The 20,402-nt window shown below is 65.4% G+C and carries 16 protein-coding genes, 1 tRNA gene and 1 riboswitch; of the genes, 13 read left to right on the top strand and 4 right to left on the bottom strand.

Annotated features, from left to right (window positions below; translation table 11 throughout):
• Positions 1-44 precede the first annotated feature (44 nt).
• Both hisN and JEY66_RS37810 read right to left on the bottom strand, forming a co-directional pair.
• Entirely contained in the window at positions 45-824 is a 780-nt protein-coding gene (hisN, locus tag JEY66_RS37815; RefSeq protein WP_016844035.1) for a histidinol-phosphatase, read from the bottom strand.
• 569 nt (positions 825-1,393) lie between these two features.
• Positions 1,394-2,281, bottom strand: coding sequence for an N-formylglutamate amidohydrolase (locus JEY66_RS37810; RefSeq protein ID WP_026192220.1), 888 nt, complete (start codon positions 2,279-2,281; stop codon positions 1,394-1,396).
• A 305-nt stretch (positions 2,282-2,586) separates the two neighbouring features.
• On the opposite strand from JEY66_RS37810, the gene cpdR reads away from it, so the two are divergent.
• A complete protein-coding gene (cpdR, locus tag JEY66_RS37805) occupies positions 2,587-2,946 on the top strand; it encodes a cell cycle two-component system response regulator CpdR (RefSeq protein WP_016843340.1) in 360 nt (119 codons plus the stop codon).
• 78 nt (positions 2,947-3,024) lie between these two features.
• A tRNA-Val gene (locus tag JEY66_RS37800) sits at positions 3,025-3,099 on the top strand.
• Positions 3,100-3,336: 237 nt separating this feature from the next.
• Here the strand turns inward: JEY66_RS37800 and JEY66_RS37795 are convergent.
• Positions 3,337-3,906 carry a GNAT family N-acetyltransferase gene (locus JEY66_RS37795; protein ID WP_244620801.1) on the bottom strand — a complete coding sequence of 190 codons (570 nt, stop codon included), beginning with the start codon at positions 3,904-3,906 and terminating at the stop codon, positions 3,337-3,339.
• Between the two features lie 116 nt (positions 3,907-4,022).
• Between JEY66_RS37795 and JEY66_RS37790 the strand changes: the two genes are divergently transcribed.
• From JEY66_RS37790 to JEY66_RS37765, 5 genes are all read left to right on the top strand, one after another.
• Positions 4,023-4,937: a LysR substrate-binding domain-containing protein gene (locus tag JEY66_RS37790; protein WP_016844348.1), complete on the top strand. Its 915-nt coding sequence runs from the start codon at positions 4,023-4,025 to the stop codon at positions 4,935-4,937.
• A 912-nt stretch (positions 4,938-5,849) separates the two neighbouring features.
• Entirely contained in the window at positions 5,850-6,737 is an 888-nt protein-coding gene (locus tag JEY66_RS37785) for an AraC family transcriptional regulator (RefSeq protein WP_240537206.1), read from the top strand.
• 337 nt (positions 6,738-7,074) lie between these two features.
• Positions 7,075-11,481 (top strand): beta strand repeat-containing protein, encoded by a 4,407-nt coding sequence (locus tag JEY66_RS37775; RefSeq protein WP_026192221.1) that lies wholly within the window; start codon positions 7,075-7,077, stop codon positions 11,479-11,481.
• A gap of 38 nt (positions 11,482-11,519) precedes the next feature.
• On the top strand, positions 11,520-12,053 hold the full coding sequence (locus JEY66_RS37770) for an invasion associated locus B family protein (protein ID WP_018269716.1): 534 nt from the start codon (positions 11,520-11,522) through the stop codon (positions 12,051-12,053).
• 13 nt (positions 12,054-12,066) lie between these two features.
• Positions 12,067-12,822: a hypothetical protein gene (locus JEY66_RS37765; protein ID WP_018269717.1), complete on the top strand. Its 756-nt coding sequence runs from the start codon at positions 12,067-12,069 to the stop codon at positions 12,820-12,822.
• A 47-nt stretch (positions 12,823-12,869) separates the two neighbouring features.
• Here JEY66_RS37765 and JEY66_RS37760 read toward each other — a convergent pair whose 3' ends face one another.
• Positions 12,870-13,313, bottom strand: coding sequence for a hypothetical protein (locus tag JEY66_RS37760; protein ID WP_026192223.1), 444 nt, complete (start codon positions 13,311-13,313; stop codon positions 12,870-12,872).
• Between the two features lie 540 nt (positions 13,314-13,853).
• Between JEY66_RS37760 and JEY66_RS37755 the strand changes: the two genes are divergently transcribed.
• The 6 genes from JEY66_RS37755 (at position 13,854) to JEY66_RS37730 (ending at position 20,402) form a co-directional block, all read left to right on the top strand.
• The gene (locus tag JEY66_RS37755) at positions 13,854-15,632 is read left to right on the top strand and encodes a peptidoglycan-binding domain-containing protein (RefSeq protein ID WP_026192224.1); all 1,779 of its coding nucleotides are present in this window, start codon (positions 13,854-13,856) and stop codon (positions 15,630-15,632) included.
• A 334-nt stretch (positions 15,633-15,966) separates the two neighbouring features.
• A riboswitch (guanidine-I (ykkC/yxkD leader) is annotated at positions 15,967-16,077 on the top strand.
• A gap of 78 nt (positions 16,078-16,155) precedes the next feature.
• On the top strand, positions 16,156-17,229 hold the full coding sequence (locus tag JEY66_RS37750; protein ID WP_016847037.1) for a putative urea ABC transporter substrate-binding protein: 1,074 nt from the start codon (positions 16,156-16,158) through the stop codon (positions 17,227-17,229).
• 32 nt (positions 17,230-17,261) lie between these two features.
• Positions 17,262-18,080, top strand: coding sequence for an ABC transporter permease (locus tag JEY66_RS37745; RefSeq protein WP_016847036.1), 819 nt, complete (start codon positions 17,262-17,264; stop codon positions 18,078-18,080).
• Positions 18,077-18,910, top strand: coding sequence for an ABC transporter ATP-binding protein (locus JEY66_RS37740; RefSeq protein WP_016847035.1), 834 nt, complete (start codon positions 18,077-18,079; stop codon positions 18,908-18,910). Before JEY66_RS37745 ends, JEY66_RS37740 begins: the two co-directional genes overlap by 4 nt.
• Positions 18,907-19,752 carry an urea amidolyase associated protein UAAP1 gene (locus JEY66_RS37735; RefSeq protein WP_016847034.1) on the top strand — a complete coding sequence of 282 codons (846 nt, stop codon included), beginning with the start codon at positions 18,907-18,909 and terminating at the stop codon, positions 19,750-19,752. The genes JEY66_RS37740 and JEY66_RS37735 overlap by 4 nt, the downstream gene beginning before the upstream one ends.
• Positions 19,749-20,402, top strand: a complete 654-nt coding sequence (locus JEY66_RS37730) for an urea amidolyase associated protein UAAP2 (RefSeq protein WP_016847033.1) — start codon at positions 19,749-19,751, stop codon at positions 20,400-20,402. The genes JEY66_RS37735 and JEY66_RS37730 overlap by 4 nt, the downstream gene beginning before the upstream one ends.

Raw genomic sequence — 20,402 nt, 5'->3', positions numbered from 1 at the left:
GGCGCAGATCAGACGCCCGGCAACTCAAGAATCAGGCCAGGAACTCAGGCGTTCAGCAGCTTCATCGCCGCTTCGTGCACGCGCGGGTCGCCGGCCGCGATGATCCGGCCGCCGCTTTGCGCCGGCTTGCCGTCCCAGGTGGTGACGACGCCGCCGGCGCCGGTGACGATCGGGATCAGGCCGGCAATGTCGTAGGGCTTCAGCTCGGTCTCGACCACGAGGTCGAGATGGCCGGCGGCGAGCATGCAATAGGAGTAGCAGTCGCCGCCATAGCGCGACAGGCGCGCCGCGTTCTCGATGCGGCCGAAGCGGGCGCGGTCATCCGGATTCATCAGCAGCGGGCTCGTGGTGAAGACGGTCGCCTCCTTCAGCGACGCACAGCGCCGCACCGAGAGCCGCCGTTCGCCCGACGGGCCGGAGTAGTGCGCCGAGCCGTTGTCGCCGGAGAAGCGCTCGCCGACATAGGGCTGGTGCATCATGCCGAATACCGGCGTACCTTTGTGCAGCAGCGCGATCAGCGTGCCCCAGATCGGAAAGCCGGCGATGAAGGATTTCGTGCCGTCGATCGGATCGAGCACCCAGACATAGTCGGCGTCCTCGCGCTCATTGCCGAACTCCTCGCCGACGATGCCGTGCTGGGGGAAGTTCGACTTGATCAGCCGCCGCATCACGGCTTCCGCCGCCCGGTCGGCTTCGGTGACCGGATCGAAATCGTTCGAGCTCTTGTTGTCGACCGAGAGCGAGGTGCGGAAGAAGGGCAGGATGGTTTCGCCGGATGCGGTCGCGAGGCGGCCGATGAAAGCGGTAAAGTCGATGACCGTCACGGCATGTCCCTGAACTGCGCAAACGACGCGGTAGAAATCGAATGCGTTCTTGCCTAGCTCAATCCGGCGCGGCGCGCACGATTAACGGAGTGTTATCCAGCCCGATGACGCGGTTCCGGACTTTCGATTTGGCTTCGGATTCGAAAGCGTCCCGAGTCTCGGCCTCGATCACGAAGTTGCGAATTCTGGTATACAAGCTATGCGCGGAGCGCCGACCGCTCGGGGCTTCCCTTGTAAGATATTGATCCTACATACGGAAAGCCGCTCCTGTCGGCCTGTTGCAGTTTCGCCAGACTTTCCAACATTACCCAAGAAATGTTTCGAAAGTTCTTGCGTTTTGTGCAGCGCGGTCGCATATTGTTGCGGTGCGGTAGCGCCTCGCGCTATCGCTGCCCTCCTTGGGCGTTTCCTCCCTAGACTTGGGCCGCTTGTTCATTCAAGCGGCCCTTTTTTCTTGGGCCGTCGTTTCCGCAAGTGAACCGAGAATCCAGTTCGGCGTTTGTCGCGCCGCCGGTGTGAATTCGTGGTTCATGACTTCGTCGGGATCGCAGTGCCCGACGAAGGATTGTTTACTCCGCAGCCGCCTGGAACGGGCCGAGATCGCCGAACGGGATTTTCGCCAGCGCATCCGCCAGGGTGGCGAAGTCTGCGGCCATCTGCCCGAAGCGCGGCCCGCGCTCGCGGCGCCGCTCATCCATATAGACCGCGCGGTTGAGCTCGATCTGCACGGTGTGCAGGCCGCTCGCCGGGTTGCCGTAATGCTCGGTGATGAAGCCGCCGGCATAGGGCTTGTTGCGGCCGATCGAATAGCCGAGCGAGCTCATGATCTCCTCGACGAGGTCGGGCAACAGCGGCGCGCAGCTCGTGCCGTAGCGGTCGCCGATCACGATGTCGGGCCGGCGCGGCTCGTCGCGCGACACGCCGACCGAAGGCATCGAGTGGCAGTCGACCACGATCACCGCGCCGAACGCCTGGTGCGCCTTGTTGATCAGCCGGCGCAGCGCGCGGTGATAGGGCTTGTAGAGCACCTCGATCCGGCGTAGTGCCTCGTCCACGTCGAGCCGCTCGCGATAGATCTCCTGGCCGTCGCCGACCACGCGCGGGATGGTGCCGAGGCCGCCGGCCACCCGCATCGAGCGCGTATTGGCGAAGCTCGGCAGCCGCCCGGTGAACATCCGCGGGTCGAGCTCGTAGGGCTCTCGGTTCACGTCGACATAGGAGCGCGGGAAATTGACCCGTACGATCGGAAAGCCGCGATCGCTGAGGCCCGCGATCAGCTCGTCCATGAAGGAATCTTCGGAGCGGCGCAGCGACACCACATCGATTCGCGACGCCTCGAGGAATTCGGCCGGATAGATCGAGCCCGAATGCGGGGAATTGAAGATGATCGGCGCGCGCCAGGCCTGCGGCTCAACGATCTCGAACGGGGGCGACAACTCGCCAGCAAATTCGGTCATTCCCTTGGCGCCGTCCCTTGCGTCCGCCTCGCCCCGCAACAACTGAGTGTGCCGGAAAAGCGGAGATTTATGGGCACACATTGTCGGTAATCGCGATCATTCTGCCAAGTGAAAAGAGCGTGGTTTCAGCTGGAACGCGTCTTAAAAGCAGTGGAAGCGGCACCTGGTTGATTCGATGTCCGGTTCAGTCCACAAATGGGTGGCGCGCATTTGCCGCTGGCTTGACGCAAATTTCACCCGAAATTTACCGTCTGTCGGGCTAACTGTTCGGACTGCTCCTCAAGCCGGATTCGACGATTCCTGCCATGCCGAAAATACTTCTCGCCGAAGACGACACCGATATGCGCCGCTTCCTGGTCAAGGCGCTCGAAAACGCGGGTTTCAAGGTCTCGCCGCACGACAACGGCATGTCGGCCTACCAGCGGCTGCGCGAGGAGCCGTTCGAAATGCTGCTCACCGACATCGTGATGCCCGAGATGGACGGCATCGAGCTGGCGCGCCGGGCCTCGGAACTCGATCCCGATATCAAGATCATGTTCATCACCGGCTTCGCCGCGGTGGCCCTCAATTCCGATTCGGAGGCGCCGAAAAACGCCAAGGTGCTGGCCAAGCCCGTGCACCTCAGGGAATTGGTTAGCGAAGTGAACAAGTTGCTGGCGGCCTGATTCGCCAAAAAACCTTCACTTTGTATCCTTGCCTGCCCCGCCGCCGTCCGTTATAGGGACCCGATCCAAATTCGCTTTGGGTGCGTAGCTCAGCGGGAGAGCACTACCTTGACATGGTAGGGGTCACAGGTTCGATCCCTGTCGCACCCACCATCCTTCGCTCGCGCAGCGAGAGAAGGATGCCGCGCCGAAGCCCAACGGGCGGAGGCGGGCCTGCGGCCGCGAGCTACGGCTCGGCAAGCCACGCTTCACAACGACGAAGTCGTGGTTTCCGTTCAACCTGCCAAACAGCGCGATGTCATCACCCGCGACGACACTGAGTGGGTGCCTTGACCGTTGAGTCATACGCCCGCATTCGCGTGACATCGTTCTGTCCGAGCTTTGCCGCCGCTATGGAGGGCGGTCGGACGGAAGCCGGTAGCGCCAGGTTTCGCCGGCGAGAACCGCGCGCTGTCGACGCACAACGGAGGGCCATTCGGAGCGAACCATGCTCAGGACCGCAGCATCGCCGGACGGATCTTCATCGGCTGCGAAATATGCGCGAAGCCTTCCTTCGCAGCGGAAGCCGAGGTCGACGTAGAGATCACGCATGCGTCTCAGGCGCCAGTCCAGATGCAACTCGACCCGCTCGACCTCGAGCGCCTCGAACGCATACCGCGTCATGAGATGTGCAACGTGACTGACGAGCACGGCCTCGTTCAGTCGTCCGATGGTCCAGATGGGGGCGAACGTAGCCCGCTTCTCGTGCCGGTCGATCGCGCCGAACCCTGAAACGCCGAGAAGGTCTCCCGATCCCGCGGCCTCGATTGCGAACGCGGCCGCGGTGTCGACCTGGTCCCGTGCCGCCGCCAGGCATGCGGTATTCGGCCGGTCAGATGTGCCGCGATCGAGCCGCCGCAACATGGCCGCCTCGCGAAGCTGCCGTGCGCGCGAAGACTCCGCGCCGGTGATCCTGGTCAACAGGATAAGGTCGGTGGCGAAGCTTGCATGGTTGCTCGACGGGTGCATGCCCTATTGACGCACCCGATGGGCATGCCGTCAAATGACCGGAACGCCAGTTCATATGCAAATTGGTCATGCCGCTCAATCCAAGACATGTCGACCTGTTTCGAGAGGTCGTGCGCCACAACGGAATCACCAAGGCCGCCTTGAGCCTTCGGGTGGGGCAGCCTTTCATCAGCCGCGCGATCGCACGTCTCGAGCGCGAGATCGGTTTTGCGTTGTTCGAACGCGGGCGAGGCGGCGTCACGCTGACGCCGGAAGGCGAGATATTCCTGCGCGAGGTCGAGAGAAACCAGGCCGGCCTCGAGTATCTGGCGCGCGCCGCGCGGGGCATTCGCGAGCGCGGCAGCGGGACGCTCAGGATCGCATGTCTTCCGGCGTTCACCTATTCGTTGATGCCGCGGATCGTCAGCAGCTTCCTGCGGCAGAATCCCGACATCGTCGTATCCGTGGCTGTCCACAGCCCCGAGCGCGTCTGGAGTCTGGTGGCGTCGGGACAATGCGACGTCGGACTGGCGCGGCCGCAGGCGGGGTTTGCCGCGGTCGACGACGAGCTCCTCATGACAACGGAGGCGGTCTGCGTCCTGCCCCGCCAGCACCGGTTGCGCTCGAAGCGATCGATCGTGGCGCAAGATCTGCGAGGAGAGCCCATGATCGCAGCTTCCCCGAGCGCACCGCATCGATCCCGTTTTGAACGCATCCTCGATGAGGCCAAGGTCGAGATCAAGACGGTCGCGGAGATCCAGTACAGCATGCAGCGTTGTGCCCTGGTTGCACAGGGACTGGGTTTTTCGATCGTCGACCCGATCGTGGCCCGGGACTTTGCAAGCTCCAGAATCGTACTCAAGCCGTTCGTGCCACGGCTGGAGATCGCCACCATGTTGCTGCTTCCTTCGCAGCGGCCGCGAAGCCGCCTTGCACTTCAATTCTGCGATCTGCTGCGCGCCGAAACCGCTGATTACAGGAAGTCCGCACGCGTGCAGGCTTGAGCAACAGCGGAACGGTTTTCTCTCGCGTTGCGCTCGGCATGATCTCGCGGGACGGCGCGAGCCGCCTGGGACGCATCGCTTTGCTCAGCGCGCTGTGCTCGCCGAAAAATTCGACGGGCACTTGTGACTTTCGTCATCTCGACGCTCACATGTGAATGGCGCAGCGTGCGCGCGCATGTACGCCTCGCGCGCGTGTTCGATTCGTACGGATTGCATTCACGTCGCACGCAGTGGATTGCCGCATGATTGGGCAAGAGCGTTCGCAATGCGATCATGCGCGGGATTCTCGATATGTCATCTACCGTGCTTAGGTCGCGCCGTTGCAGCGACATGCGTTTCGTCCAGCCGCGGAGATCGAGAAAATTTTCTGAAGACTCCGCGATGATGCGTTGCCCGATCGCATCGCATGAACGCAATTTTGGATTTCTGCACGCCGCGCGTTGCCGCCCCTCTGGTTCTCGCGCAGATTGTTCTCTAGATCAGTCGAGCCTGCTCGTGACGGAGCATCCGAGCCGGACACGGCAATGACGCGACAATGATGAACGCCATGTGCGAGCACGACTGCCAGAGGAACCTGCGTCAACCCTATCGGGAGCGGCCGGCGTAAGCCGTCGGTGTCCGCATCCCGAAATGCCTCTTTAGTCTCCCCGAAATTCGCCTGTCTGTGAGCGGCCGGCGACGCAACCTTGGGAATGCGCTTCCGTTGAGCCAACGTTCGTCGTTCGCGCCAACGGGGCACGAAAGTACATGCAACCAGACGACAAGACGCCGGCACACGCAGCGCAGCTCCTGGAACACGTTCCCTTGCCGCGCGAGCCGCGGAACATCAGGGATATAACCCCCGCACCGCCGCGGCTGTTCTCGACACGATACTATCCGCCCTCGGAGCAGTTCGAGGTCTGGAAAACGCGGATGGCTTCGCTGGTCGACGTTGCGCCACCGGAAGGTCATGGCCCTGCGCACGGGTTCCTGGTGGAGTACCTGACCTGCAACATGGCCGATGTCGTCTTCACGTCGGGGCGATTCGCCGCGCAATCATTCGCCCGTGTCGTCAAGCCGTCGCATGGCACGCCCGTCGATATCTGGTGGTTGTACCGGGTGCGCTCCGGAGAAGCCCGCTTCGAGACCGCAGAGCGGCGGATTCACGCCGGGCCGGGCGCCATGTTCCTGATTTCGCTCGACCAGGATTTCCGCGGCAGCATCACGGACTATGACGGCCTGGTGCTGGGCTTGCCGCGCCAGTCGTTCGCTGATGTGGCCGATCAGCTCGACGGTGTCTGCAATATTCTACTCGAAGGCAATCTGATCGAATTGCTGGCCGATTACCTCGACCGGCTCGAAACGCGCATCACCCTCATGTCCTCGGAGGAGTTGAGGCAGGCGGGGCGGGCGACCGCGCAGATGATCGCCGCGTGCATCCAGCTCTCCTCGGATCGGCTGGAGCAGGCGCGCGGCGCGATCGAGTCGGTGCTGTTCGAGCGTGCGCGTCTCTATATAGAGTCGCATCTCGCCGACTTCGACCTGACGCCGGACCGCATCGCGCAGCAATTGCGGATCTCGCGTTCTGCCCTCTACCGTGCATTCGAGAGCGTCGGCGGCGTTGCCGGCTACATCCTGCGCAAGCGGCTGCGCGCGGCACATGCAGAACTTGTCTCGTCCACCGGCAGGCAGGTGCAGGAGATCGCCTATCGCCACGGCTTCAAGCTGGCGTCCGATTTCACCCGCGCCTTCCGCCGCGAATTCGGCGTCAGCCCGCGCGAGATGCGCGAACGCATGCGCCGTCGATCAACTACCGGTTGAGATGAGCGCAAACAACTCACGGTGAATCGAGCAAATCATTCAACTTGTGAGACGATCTGCGCGTTATTTGGACGGCCTGCTGAGTGACGTTGTCAAATATGTGTCTATCATTTTCGTTTATGACGACTCGGGGCACATTGATGGGGCAGTCGGGCGAGCGCTGGGTGGCAAGATCGCGCTCGTTGAATTCGACACATCGTTGGCCAGGACGGGACGATGATCGTGTGTACGATCATCGTTATTTTTTTGCGCGTGCGGCCGGCGGGCCCGCGCGTCGGCCCGGTCCATGGCGCGTCGCCTCCGGCGTCTTTTCAAGATGTCGCGAAAGGGGCGCACCATGGCTGTCGCACACAACTCAACAAAATCGCTGAAGCGTCAGGGCCGCAACGGCTTCGTTCGGAGCTGGATCGCGTCAGGCGATGCGGGTAGCACTTCGCTGCGGCGCCGGCTGCTGGCGGTGCTGCGACAGGCGCACCGGACGCTTGGCATGAAGCGGGAAAGGATGGGGCTTGGGTCGCTCGGAGTCGGTGGGGCGGTCGGCGCGATGTTGGCGATAGCCGGAGTCATGATCCCGCAGGCAGCGTTCGCGCAGGTTGCCATCGGCAACGGGGTTTTGAGCAACCCCGCCAATTGTACCAATCCCACCGCAGCAACCGCAGGCAGCACTGCTCTCGGTTGCGGCGCCCACGCTGCGGGCGCCAATGCTACCGCCATCGGCGCTGGCACCACTGCGAATGGCCAGAACTCCCTTGCAGTCGGAGATGCCAACAGCGCAACCGGCGATGGTTCGATCATCGTGGGTTACTCCAACTCCGTGAACGGCCTCAATGCGATCGGCATGGGCGTGTTTGCCAACGCGACCGGCACCAACGCCCTCGCGATAGGTGGCAATGCGCATTCCACTGGGGACGGTTCCTCATCCTTCGGCGTCAACAGCACTGCAAATGGCGCGGGAGCCTTGGCGCTGGGCTCGACGGCGAGCGCTTCCGGTGGGGCCTCGATCGCGATTGGATTGTCGTCCGCTGCCTCATCTCCAAACGGTTCGGGTACCGCGATCGGCGTCGGCTCCAAAGCAAACGCCGGAACCGGCGGTGGATCTCCAATCGCCATCGGCACGAATGCCAATGCCAGCGGCACCGCGCCCTCCGGCTTCACGTTCGAGGCGGTTGCGCTCGGCACCGCTTCTACCGCCACGGGGGCGTGGTCGACCAGCGTCGGTTCGACCGCTTCTGCGACGGGCACGGGGGCCAGCGCCTTCGGCACGTCGGCCAATGCGTCGGCCAACCAGTCCACCGCGATTGGCAACGGAGCGGCCGCGTCGGGAACGGGGGCCATATCCATGGGGTACCTCGCAAGCGCCAGTGCCGTGAATGCTGTCGCCTTGGGCCAGAGCGCGATCGCGAGCCAGAACAACGCCCTTGCTCTGGGCGAGGCCTCCACGGCCAGTGGAGCGAACAGCACGGCGATTGGCGGTGGGTCGGTCTCCAGCGGCTTTCAAGCGATCTCTTTGGGCATCAACGCGAACGGAGGGGCTGACAACGCAACTGCGATCGGAACACGGGCCCAGGCCACTGGCACCACCTCTGTGGCCGCCGGCAGCCAGGCGGCCGCGTCGGGCACCAGCTCCGTGGCGGCTGGCAACCTCGCAAAGGCTGGGGCGGATTTCAGCGTCGCCTTGGGCAATCAGGCGCAAGCGCTGAGCACCGGCGGCTCGGTCGCAATCGGATCGGGTGCAGTCGTTGGCAATGCGGCGACCGGCGGTGTCGCGCTCGGCAACAATGCAAGTTCGACCGGTGTCAATTCGATCGCAACCGGGGTGAGCGCCAATGCCAGCGGTGCGAATGCGCTCGCGGTCGGCTTCCAGTCGGCCGCCAGCGCCACCAGCGCGATCGCGGTTGGCAACAGCGCCGTCGCAAATGCCGCCAATGCGGTTGCTGTAGGCACCAATTCGACGGCCTCCGGCGGTCAGGCCGTCTCCATCGGCGCGAACAACACCGCCTTTGGCAACGGCGCCGTGGCGATCGGCGATCCCAGCTATGCCAGCGGCACCGGCGCCTTCACCGGCGGCGCGAACAACATTGCCAATAGTGACGGCACGGCCACCGCCACCGCCGCCAACCAGGCCAACGGCGCAGTCGCGATCGGCAACAACAACAAGGCGATCGGGCAGGGCTCCGTGGCGCTCGGCAATGGCTCCACTGCAGGGGCCGCCGGCCTTGCCGGCAATATCGCACTGGGCAACGGCGCCACGGCGGCGGCAAGCTCCGGCGATGTCGCGCTCGGCTCCGGCAGCGTCACCGCTGCCGCCGTCAACACGCCGAACACGGTGATCAACGGCACCACCTACAGCTTCGCGGGGACGACGGCGACCTCGACCGTCAGCGTCGGTGCGCTCGGCGCCGAGCGCACCATCACCAATGTCGCGGCGGGCCGGATCAGCAACTCTTCGACGGATGCGATCAACGGCTCGCAGCTCTGGGCCACCAACCAGGCGGTCGACGGCCTCGCCACCACCGTCAACAACATCAACACCGGCGGCGGCATCAAATATTTCCACGCCAATTCGACGCTGGCGGATTCCTCCGCGGTGGGCACCGATTCGGTTGCGATCGGACCGGTGTCGACCGCGACCGGCAGCGGCTCGGTGTCGATCGGCAACGGCGCCAATGCCGCCAACGCCAACGACATCGCGCTCGGCTCGGGCAGCCAGACCGGCACGGCGGTTCAAACCGCGAGCATCGTCATCGGCGGCAATACCTACAGCTTCGCCGGCACCACCCCGACCTCGACGGTCAGCGTCGGCTCGGTCGGCAATGAGCGCACCATCACCAATGTCGCGGCGGGGCGGGTCAGCAACGGCTCGACCGATGCGATCAACGGCTCGCAGCTGTTTGCCGCGACCTCGGCGATCGACAGCCTCTCGACCGTCGTCAGCAATGGCCTGACGCATTATTATGGCGTCAACGACGGCGGCACCCAGCAGGCCAACTACAACAACAACGGCGCGACTGGCGTCAACTCGATGGCGGCGGGCGTTGCCGCGTCGGCGACGGCGGCGAATGCCACGGCGCTCGGCTTCAACACCCAGGCCTCGGTGGCGGATGGCGTTGCGCTCGGCTCGGGGTCGATTTCCAACCGCGCGCTCGCGCCGGCTTCCGGCACGATCGGCGGCACCATCATCCCCTACAACACCACCGATCTCGCGCTGCTCGGCGCGGTGTCGGTCGGCAATGCGACGAGCTATCGGCAGATCACCAACGTCGCCGACGGCACCCAGGACAGCGACGCCGTCACCGTGCGCCAGCTGACCGGCGCGCTGACATCGTTCGCGACCACGACGACGAAATACTTCCACGCCAACTCGACGCTCGCCGACTCGCTCGCGGTCGGCAACAATTCGGTCGCGGTTGGCCCTGCGACCGTGGTCAATGGCGACAACGGCATCGGCATGGGCTTTGGCGCAACCGTGGCGCAGACCGCGCCCGGCGGCATCGCGATCGGCCAGAATTCGGTGTCCAACTTTGCCGATTCGATCGCGTTCGGAACCAGCGCACAGGCGAGCGGCGTCCAGTCGGTGTCGATCGGCGCCGGATCCCAGACCACCAACCCGACCAGCGTCGCGCTCGGTCCGAACGCCAAGGCGACGGCGCAGGCCGGCGACGTCGCGCTCGGTGCCAATTCGACCACCTCCACTGTGGTCGCGACTTCGAGCACCTCGATCGGCGGCACCACCTACAACTTCGCCGGCACGACGCCGACCTCGACCGTCAGTGTCGGCAGCGCCGGTGCGGAGCGCACCATCACCAACGTGGCCGCGGGCCAGATCACCCAGACCTCGACCGACGCGATCAACGGCTCGCAGCTCTGGGCCACCAACACCTCGCTTGCCGCTCTCTACACCACGGTGAGCAACATCTCGACCGGCGGCGGCGGCGTGAAGTATTTCCACGCCAATTCGACCGCGGCGGATTCCATCGCGACCGGCGCGGAGAGCGTTGCGATCGGCCCGCAGTCGGTCGCGAGCGGCGCCAATGCGATCTCGATGGGCAACGGCTCGGCCGCATCGGCCGACAATTCGGTCGCGATCGGTGCCGGCGCCAAGGCGACGGCGGCCAACTCGCTGGCGCTCGGCGCCAACGCCACCACCACGGCCAATCTGAGCGACGCGGCCTATACGCCGGTCGTCGGCAAGACCGTCGCGGGCGTTGCGACCGGCGAAGTGTCGGTCGGCTCGTCCGGCGCCGAACGCCGCGTCACCAACGTCGCCGCCGGCTCGGCTGCGACCGACGCGGTCAATGTCAGCCAGCTCCAGGCGCTCGCCTCGAGCTCGATCCGCTACGACACCGATGGCTCCGGCAACACAACCAACAAGTTGACGCTGAACAGCGGCAACGGCGCGCCGGTGACGATCAGCAACGTGGCGGCCGGCGTCGCCGGCACCGATGCGGTCAACGTCAACCAGCTCAACAGCGCGTTCGAGCAGCTCAACGGCCGGATCGGCGAGGTGCGGCAGGACGCCTGGCGTGCCGCGGCGATCGGCATGGCCGCGGCATCGCTGCGCTATGACGACCGTCCCGGCAAGGTCAGCGCGTCGGCGGGCGGCGGCCTCTGGCGCAGCCAGGGCGCGCTCGCCTTCGGCATCGGCTACACCAGCGAGAACGGCCGGCTGCGCAGCAACGCCGCGGCGACCACCGCGGGCGGCGACTGGGGCGTCAGCGCCGGCGTGAGCCTGACGCTTAATTGACGCCGGCGTCGACGAGGCGGCCGGCGTGTCTGGCTTTGATGATCTGGCTCGGGGCGGCGGCGAGCGCCGCCGCGCAGGGCGCGCCGCCTGCCGGCTACGCCGTAAAGCCGTCGGACGTCGCGGTACCGGAGGGCGAGACGCTCGGCGAGTTCAGGCGGATGATCCAGCCGTTCAAGAACTGGACCCTGATCTGCGACGAGAGTCTCAAATCGAAGCGCCGCGTCTGCAACGTCACGCAATCGATCGTCAACGCGCAGGGCGCGGTCGCCTTCAACTGGTCGCTGATCGCGACCGCCGACGGCAAGCCGCTGATGGCGATGCGGATTCCTGCAGCCGCCGGGGTCGGCGCGCAGATCGAGCTCGCGATGGGCGACAGTCCGGACCGCATCGTCGCGCAGACCGATCGCTGCGATGCCAGTTTCTGCTTCGCCACGGTCGCGATCGGCAACGTGCTGAGGCGGCACATCCGCGCGGCGACGCCGTGCCGCGTGTCCTATCAGCTGCCGCAAGGGCCGATCGTGCTGGAGGCGCCGCTGGACGGACTGTCCGGCGTGCTGGCGAAACTGAAATGAGACGACAAGCTGCATGCCGATCCGGAATCCGGAGCGCCGCATCGAGGTGCGGGACGAGAGGATGAATACGCCGATGCGACTGAAGACCCCCATCCTGATTTTCACGGCGGTCGTCGTGGCGGCGCTCAGTGCAGCCGGCGTCGTGGGCTATGCCCAGCAGATGCAGCCGGCGCAGTCGCAGCCGATGCCGCTGCAGCCGGCGACGCCCGCGCCGGCCAAAAAGCCCGCCGCCGCGAAGCCGCAGCCGCACAAGCAGCGTCCGCAGGAAACGCCGCCGCCGCCGGCCGCGGCATCCGTTCCGCCGCAGCAGGCGGGCCAGCAACCGACGGTGTTCGACGAGCACGCGCGGCAGGGCAACATCGTGACCTGCGCCAATCTGTTCGGGACGCTCGGCCGCGGCCTCGCGATGAACTCCAATTACACCGCGCAGTCGCAGTGGGACGCCAAGGTCGGCAATTCGCATTCGGTGCAGTCGCTGGTCGCGCTCGCACCTAACCAGCCCAGCCAAGCCACCCCCGCCACCAATCAGCAGGCCGCCGGCATCGTGTTTGCCGCGCCGGTTGGATCGTCCTGCGAAGGCAATCTGGTGCGGGTGACGCCGCGGACGGAGAATTGCTCGACGGTTGCCGCCGAGCTCGCGAAGCTCAACGGACAGACCGGCGCGCTCGGTGAGCTCGCGACGATGGCGCTGCCGAACGGCGCGCAGGTGGTGCTGATTCCGTTAGGCAACGCCTGCGTCGCGGTGACCGCGCTGCGGGTCGCCGGGTAACGCTGCCGCTCAACCCGGCTGGCTGCGCGGCGTCGGTCTGGCCGATCTCACCAATGACGCCAGCGATGATGCCAGCGCGGGTAGCCGCCGCGATAGTAGGCGTATGCCGGGCGCACCACGTGACGATAGCGGTAGCCGTAATAGGCCGGCCGGTATCCGCTATAATATGTCGTGGTGTAGCCGCCGCCCCAACGGTACGGCGCAGCGTAATAGCCGTCGTCATAGGCATAGCCGCCGTAGCCGTAATAGGCGGGCGAATAGCCATAACCGTAGCCGTAGCCGGGGTAGCCGTAACCATAGGCATAGCCCGGATAGCCGTAGGCTGACGAGGCGAGGCCGCCGACGACTGCGCCGGCAATCAATCCGCCTGCGAGCGCGGGACCCCACCCCCACCCGCCGTGTCCCCACCGTGCTTCGGCGGGCGCCGGGGCTGCGATGGCGCTCACCCCAAGCGCACCGACGGTTGCAAGAACAAGGCCTGTCGTCCTCATGGGATCCTCCTCGATGATGATTGCCCAGCCGGTCAACGGAGCAGGGGGGCATTGGTTGCGAATGGCGGCGCGCCTGCAACGAACCCGGGCCTGCAACAAGCCTGGCGGCGAGTGGGCACAGTGGTGCTGCCGTTGACGGCGAAGCAAGTGTTCAAGGCCGAACGGAACCTGTTCCGATCCTCCGCCGGTCGCAGCGGATGATGATCCGCGCGAGCTCGCTGAACATCGACGTGACGGCGAACCCACGCTTCATTTCAAAACGGAAAAGCGTGGCCATCGGTTCCTGAAGAAAGCGTGGCCATCGGTTCCTGAAGGATGATCGCGCGGCAGTTCCCTTGGCGCGAAATGTCGCGTCGGGCCGGCATCTAGGAACGGTGCGGGCGGCGCCGCTGTTTTCTCACAGTTCACCGGTGAGAAGCGCGCACGGCTGTGCCGCATCCTCGCCGGTTTTGTTGGAACGCGGCCGCAGTGCGGAGCGTGCCGGCCATTGGCGTCGGCTTCGCAATCCGGGTAGCCGCCAAGCTCCAGGAGGAATTGGTAATGCAGAGCAAGATCATGAAGAGCAAATTTCTGCTGACGACGGCCGTGCTGTTGGCCGGCGTCAGTCTCGCGTCGGCGCAGGGCATGCGCGAGGGCGGCGGCGGGGGCGGCATGGGTGGTGGCAGCGTAGGTGGCGGCGGAAGCGTCGGCGCAGGCGGTGGCGGTGGCGAACACGGCCGTTCCGCAGGCTCGTCGGCCGGCAGCTCCGGCGGCGCAATGCATGGCAGTCCCGGGGCGTCGCGAAGCGAAGGCGTGACGGTCGGCCGCGGCCAAGGTGGCGCACGAGAGAGCGGTCGGGCCGAAGGTCAGATGGGCCGCGGTGCGGCCGAGCGCGGCCAGACCACCGGCCAGGCCCGCGAGAGCGGCCGCGCCGAGCAGGGTCAGCGCAGCCAGAGCAGGCAGGAGCAGACCGTCGGCCAGAGCCGAAACCAGCGCGAGCAGATGGGCCGATCCGAATCACGCGAACGCGGCAGCGCCACGACGCGGCAAAGCCAGCAGCAGGAGAATCGCGCCAACAGCGCGAACCGCAGCCAGGGCACCACGACCGGCCAAGGGACGGCTCAGGACAAGGCTCAAGGCAAGACTCAAGGCAAGGCGGACACGACGACCGGCCAGAACACGACCACGGGCCAGGCAAAGGGCGCGAGCACGACCACCGGCCAGGGCACAACGGCGGCCCCGAATACGCGAGCCGGCCAGACCACGGGCGCGGCCGCTCCGCAGTCCGGCACGACGCAAAACCGGATGAACGCCGGACAGACCACCGGTCAGGCCCAGGGACAAGCCGGGACGTCCGCTCAGTCCCCGTCGAACGCCACGGTCCAGACCGAGGCCGGGCGCACCGTGACCGCGCAGCAGCAGAGCACGATCCAGCGCTCGGTGCTGTCGGCGCGTAACGCCCCGCGCGTCAATGTCAGCACGATCAACTTCGCGGTCAATCCGGGCGTGGTGGTGCCGCGGAGGTTCAACGTGGTGTCGGTCGCCGCCTTCCCGGCGCTGATCGATGCGTTCCCCTATTATCGCGACGACAGTTTCTTCGTCGTCGAGGATGAAGTCGTGTTCCTCGATCGCGAGCGCCGTGTCGTCGACGTGGTCCCGGTCGGACCGCGGACGCGCTTCAGCCATCGCGGCGGCGGCGGTGGTGGCGGTAGCGTCGCGATGATGGACCTGAACCCGCAGCAGATCCGCGAGGTGCAGCAGGTGCTGATCGACCGCGGCCTGCTGGTCGGCGAGGCCGACGGCGTATGGGGATCGCGGACTCGCGAGGCGCTGATCACTTTCCAGCGTCAAGAGGGCATCACCACGAGCGGCAGCGTCGACACGCGCACGGTGACCGCACTCGGCCTGTCGGATCGGATCGGTCAGGGCGCGGGCGCATCGTCGACGGTCGGCCAGAGCCGCACCCAGCAGAACACGACTGGACAGACGACCGATCAGACCAACGCGCCGCAGAACCAGTCGACGGGCCGGACCGACACTCAGCAGCCTGCCCAGCAGAACACGACCGGGCAGACCACGGGCCAGGCGAATTCGCCGCAGAATCAGTCGACAACCAGTCAGAGCGGAAATCAGCCGTCCGCTCAGCAGCAGGCTCCGCAGCAGAATACGACGGGCCAGGCTGCGCCGCAGAACCAGTCGACCGTCGGTCAGGGCAGCGGCAACCAGCCAGATGCCGGCCGGGACACGCAGTCCAGCCAGCCCAATCAGAACAACAATCCGCCGTCGTCAGGCTCAGGCCAGAGCCCGCAGACGCCGGCGCAAAACTCCGATCGGAAATAGAATCCGTGGACAGGGGCCCCGCTGCAGAGCGGGGCTCTTTTTTTGCGATCTTGCGATCAGCCTTTCACGTCGGACTTCGGCACCAGGCCGAACCGGCCGTGCAGCCCGCGCCAGAGGCCGGCGCACAGAACGCTCAGAAGCTTGCGCATCGAACTCCCCTCGACATCAACCATCGTGCGATCCTGCTGACGCCGGTGGCGAAAGGACAGAGCCAATTCTGAGCAGGCCTGCGCAGTTTTTAAGCAAGGCACCGTTGCGGCGCCGCGGTGCGCGTCGAAAAATCTCATGAGATTCAATTGCCGGTCGGCTGGCACGCCTCGTGCATCAACGGCGTTGAGTTGGCCGCTAGGGTTCCGACCTTGCCAAGCAAGGTGCTGGTCCGAGAGCAGCCGCTTGCGGGGGAGACATCCCCGTAGGTGCACGGCGGGATAAAAGCCCGGGAGACCTCGTCAGCCAAGGGATTGGCGGAGCGATGGTCTTTTCGCCAGTCCCTTTTTGTGAAATTTCGCAAGAGGGATCGGCAATGAACAAATTCGTTTTCTTCCTTCGCTCTGTTGTCATCGGCTGCGCGGTCGTGCTCGCGGCTGCGCCTGCGGCCGACGCCGCGCCGAAGAAAAGCTTCAAGGTCGCCTGGTCGATCTATGTCGGGTGGATGCCGTGGGGTTATGCGGCCGACACCGGCATCGTCAAGAAATGGGCCGACAAATACGGCATCGCGATCGAGGTCAAGCAGTTCAACGATTACGTCGAATCGATCAACCAGTACACCGCCGGCGGCTATGACGCCGTCACCATCACCAACATGGACGCGTTGTCGATTCCGGCCGCCGGCGGCGTCGACACGACAGCGGTCGTGATGGGCGATTTCTCCAACGGCAACGACGCGGTGATCCTGAAGAACAAGGCCGATCTCGCTGCGATCAAGGGGCAGACGGTCAACCTGGTCGAGTTCTCGGTGTCGCATTATCTGCTGGCGCGCGCGCTCGAGACCAGCAAGCTGAGCGAGAAGGACGTCAAGGTCGTCAACACCTCCGACGCCGATATCGCGGCCGCCTACAAGACGCCCGACGTCAGCGCTGTGGTGACCTGGAATCCGATCGTGACCGAAATCCTCGGCTCGCCCGACGCGAAGAAGGTGTTCGATTCCTCGCAGATCCCCGGCGAGATCATGGACCTGATGGTGGTGAACACCGCGGTCGCCAAGGACAATCCGGATTTCGCCAAGGCGCTGGTCGGCATCTGGTACGAGACGCTGTCCAAGATGACGGCGAACGATGCCGCGGCGAAGGCCGCCAAGGAAGCGATGGCCAAGGCCTCCGGCACCGACCTCGCCGGTTTCGACAGCCAGCTCTCGACCACAAAACTGTTCGACAAGGCGATCGATGCCGAAGCCTTCACGCGCAGCCAGACGGTCGGCGCGACCATGGATCGCGTCCGGAAATTCCTGTTCGAGAAGGACCTGCTCGGCAAGGGTGCGAAATCGGCCGATGCGGTCGGCATCGAGCTCGCCGACAAGTCGGTGCTGGGCGACAAGTCGAACGTCAAGCTGCGCTTCGACCCGACCTACATGGACGAGGCCGCCAAGGGCAAGCTGTGACCAAGTAGTGCCGCATCAGGCAGGAGCGGACCATGCGACTTGTGAACATACGGCCGGGACGGCAGACGCGGTTCTATCTGCTCGCGCTGCCGTTCGTATTGGTCGCAATCGCCTACTTCGCCGGCTCCAGCGCGCGGCTCGCGCAGAACCCCAACGACAAGCTGCTGCCGGCGCTGCCGAGCATGGTGCAGGCCGTCAAGCAGATGGCGTTCGAGGTCGATCCGCGCACCGGCAGCTATCTGATGGCCTCCGACACCGTCGCCAGCCTCGGGCGGCTGGGCTCGGCGCTGGCGATCTCGACGGTGGCGGCGCTGGTGCTCGGCATCGTGATCGGGCTGTTGCCGGGCGCCAACGCTCTGCTCGGGCCGTTCGTGTCCGTCACGTCGATGGTGCCGCCGCTGGCGCTGTTGCCGATCCTGTTCATCGTGATGGGGCTTGGGGAGAATTCCAAGATCGCGCTGATCGTGATCGGGACGCTGCCTTGCATGATCCGCGATCTCGCCATGAAGGTGCAGGAACTGCCGCGCGAGCAGATCGTCAAGGCACAGACGCTCGGCGCCTCGACCTGGCAGATTGCGCTGCGCGTCGCGATGCCGCAAACCCTGCCGCGGTTGATCGACGTGCTGCGCCTGCAGCTCGGGCCGGCGTGGCTGTTCCTGATCGCAGCGGAGGCGATCGCCTCCGATTCCGGGCTCGGCTACCGGATATTCCTGGTGCGCCGCTATCTCGCGATGGACGTCATCATCCCCTACGTCGCCTGGATCACGCTGCTGGCGTTCCTGATCGACGTCGGCCTGCGCGTCACGCAGCGGAAACTGTTTCCCTGGTTTGCGTCGGTGAGGGCGGAATGAGCGCGATCCGTTTCGACGACGTCTGGAAGGAATATGGCGACCACATCGTGCTCGAGCGCATCACGATGGAGGTCGAGCCGCGCGCCTTCATCGCGCTGGTCGGCCCGTCCGGCTGCGGCAAGACCACGCTGCTGCGCATGCTGCTCGGCGAGGAACAGCCGACCCGCGGGCAGATCCTGGTCGACGGCAAGCCGTTGCCTGGCGAACCGGACGCCGACCGTGGCGTGGTGTTCCAGCGCTACTCGGTTTTTCCGCATCTGACGGTCTTGCAGAACGTCATGCTCGGCCGCGAACTGCGCGACGCCAAATTCACCGGCCGGCTGTTCGGCGCCGCGCGCCGCGCTGCTACCGACGAAGCAATGAAGCTGCTCGCCGAGGTCGGGCTCGCCGGCCAGGAGAGCAAATATCCGTCGGCGCTGTCGGGCGGCATGCAGCAGCGGCTCGCGCTGGCGCAGGCGATCATGCGTGGCCCGAAGATCCTGCTGCTCGACGAGCCGTTCGGTGCGCTCGATCCGGGTATTCGTGCCGACATTCACCTCCTGATGAAGCGGCTCTGGAACGAGACCCATCTCACCGTCGTGATGGTGACGCATGACCTCAGCGAGGCCTTTGGGCTCGCGACGCGTGTGATCGCGCTGGAGCGGCAGCGCAACCGGCCGGAGGAGCGCGACCGCTACGGCGCCACGGTGTCGCGCGACCTCGAGATTTTCCCACGCCGCAGCGCAGAGCTGCGGTCGTCAGTTCAACCAGCTCCGACCGGGACGACCCGGTCAGGCAAGGAGCATCAGCCGGGACGGCCCGGCGCTCTCGTCTTGAAGGAGCAACCATGATCCTGTCAGAGGAACAGAAGGCCGAGATCGCGGCGCATACCCGGCGGTATAACGAGCTGAAGGCAGCGGGACAGGAGCACGCGCCGCGAGCACTGCCGGCGCCGACTGCGCGCGACGCCGCGCCGATCGATGCCGACGCGGTCATTCACCGTGAAACGATCCCGTCCGGCTGGTACTGGACCACCCGGCTGAACCGCGGCGATACGCTGCGCATCGTCAACACGTCGGGGGCGTCGACCGTCAGCCTGCTCGCCTGGAACAGCGCCGACACCACCGAGCGGCTCAACCACGCCGACACCATCAAGGTGCAGTGGGCGGCGCGGCTGCAGAAGGGACGGGTGCTGCTGTCTGACATGGGGCGCGCGCTGCTCGGCATCACCGAGGACAGCAGCGCCGCGCATGATGCCGTAGTCGGCGGCTCGACTGCGGCGACCAACGTGGCCAAATACGGCGACGGCAATTTCCGCAACACACGCGACAATTTCATTCTCGCCGCGGCCAAGCTTGGCCTTGATCGCCGCGACGTCCATCCCTGTGTCAGCTTCTTCGCGCCGGTCGCGATCGACGCCGACGGCAAGTTCATCTGGTCGGAGCAGCGGCGGCAGCAGGACGATTTCGTCGATCTGCGCGCGGAGATGGAGCTTCTGATCGCGCTGTCGAACTGCCCGCATCCGCTCGATCCGGCGAAAGCCTATCCGCAGGCGAGTGTGGAGATCGTGCGCTATCGCGCGGCCGCGCCCGCGGCCGACGATCTGTGCCGGACCGCGACCGCGGAAGCGGTCCGCGCCTATCAGAACAATGCGCTGTATCTCGGCGAAACCCTGGAAGGAGCCGTGCGATGACCGTTCAATCTGTTCGCACCGGCGGCCGCATCGTCCTCGATGTCGAAATTCCCGCGCGCAAACCGTGGTCGGCGATCATCCGCAAGGGACAGACGCTGCGGATCACCGATAGCCATGGCCAGCAGGCGGTCGACACGCTGTTCTATTGCGCCAGTGATTTCGGCGAGCGCTACAGCGGCCAGGATACGCTGCGCGCGCAGGGCTCAGCCTATGTCGGGCTGGGCACCAGGATCATGTCCAACGAAGGTCGCGTGATGCTGCGCGTGACGGCCGACAGTTGCGGCCTGCACGACACCTCGGCGGGCGCCTGCTCCTGCGAGAGCAACACCGTGCGGTTCGGGCACCAGACCCGCTACCAGCACGCCTGTCGCGAGAATTTCGTGATCGAAGCCGCGAAACACGGCATGTCGAAGCGCGACATCGTGCCGAATCTCAACTTCTTCATGAACGTGCCGATCGATCCCGCCGGCAATTTCACCGTGGTCGATGGCGTCTCCAAGCCGGGCGACGCCATCGAGCTGGTGGCCGAGATGGACGTGCTGTGCCTGATCTCGAACTGTCCGCAGATCAACAATCCCTGCAACGGCTTCTTCCCGACGCCGGTGCAGGTCACGATCTTCGACGTCGCGATCGTCGAGCCGGAGGCGTGA

It is taken from the genome of Bradyrhizobium elkanii USDA 76 (assembly GCF_023278185.1).
GTDB lineage: Bacteria > Pseudomonadota > Alphaproteobacteria > Rhizobiales > Xanthobacteraceae > Bradyrhizobium > Bradyrhizobium elkanii.
This window is presented reverse-complemented; position numbering and strand designations above follow the sequence as displayed.

Coding starts and splice junctions, on each gene's coding strand:
- JEY66_RS37810 (WP_026192220.1), bottom strand. CDS start 2,281: ATGACCGAATTTGCTGGCGAGTTGTCGCCCCCGTTCGAGATCGTTGAG.
- cpdR (WP_016843340.1), top strand. CDS start 2,587: ATGCCGAAAATACTTCTCGCCGAAGACGACACCGATATGCGCCGCTTC.
- JEY66_RS37790 (WP_016844348.1), top strand. CDS start 4,023: ATGCCGCTCAATCCAAGACATGTCGACCTGTTTCGAGAGGTCGTGCGC.
- JEY66_RS37785 (WP_240537206.1), top strand. CDS start 5,850: ATGGCTTCGCTGGTCGACGTTGCGCCACCGGAAGGTCATGGCCCTGCG.
- JEY66_RS37775 (WP_026192221.1), top strand. CDS start 7,075: ATGGCTGTCGCACACAACTCAACAAAATCGCTGAAGCGTCAGGGCCGC.
- JEY66_RS37770 (WP_018269716.1), top strand. CDS start 11,520: ATGATCTGGCTCGGGGCGGCGGCGAGCGCCGCCGCGCAGGGCGCGCCG.
- JEY66_RS37765 (WP_018269717.1), top strand. CDS start 12,067: ATGCCGATCCGGAATCCGGAGCGCCGCATCGAGGTGCGGGACGAGAGG.
- JEY66_RS37760 (WP_026192223.1), bottom strand. CDS start 13,313: ATGAGGACGACAGGCCTTGTTCTTGCAACCGTCGGTGCGCTTGGGGTG.
- JEY66_RS37755 (WP_026192224.1), top strand. CDS start 13,854: ATGCAGAGCAAGATCATGAAGAGCAAATTTCTGCTGACGACGGCCGTG.
- JEY66_RS37750 (WP_016847037.1), top strand. CDS start 16,156: ATGAACAAATTCGTTTTCTTCCTTCGCTCTGTTGTCATCGGCTGCGCG.
- JEY66_RS37745 (WP_016847036.1), top strand. CDS start 17,262: ATGCGACTTGTGAACATACGGCCGGGACGGCAGACGCGGTTCTATCTG.
- JEY66_RS37740 (WP_016847035.1), top strand. CDS start 18,077: ATGAGCGCGATCCGTTTCGACGACGTCTGGAAGGAATATGGCGACCAC.
- JEY66_RS37735 (WP_016847034.1), top strand. CDS start 18,907: ATGATCCTGTCAGAGGAACAGAAGGCCGAGATCGCGGCGCATACCCGG.
- JEY66_RS37730 (WP_016847033.1), top strand. CDS start 19,749: ATGACCGTTCAATCTGTTCGCACCGGCGGCCGCATCGTCCTCGATGTC.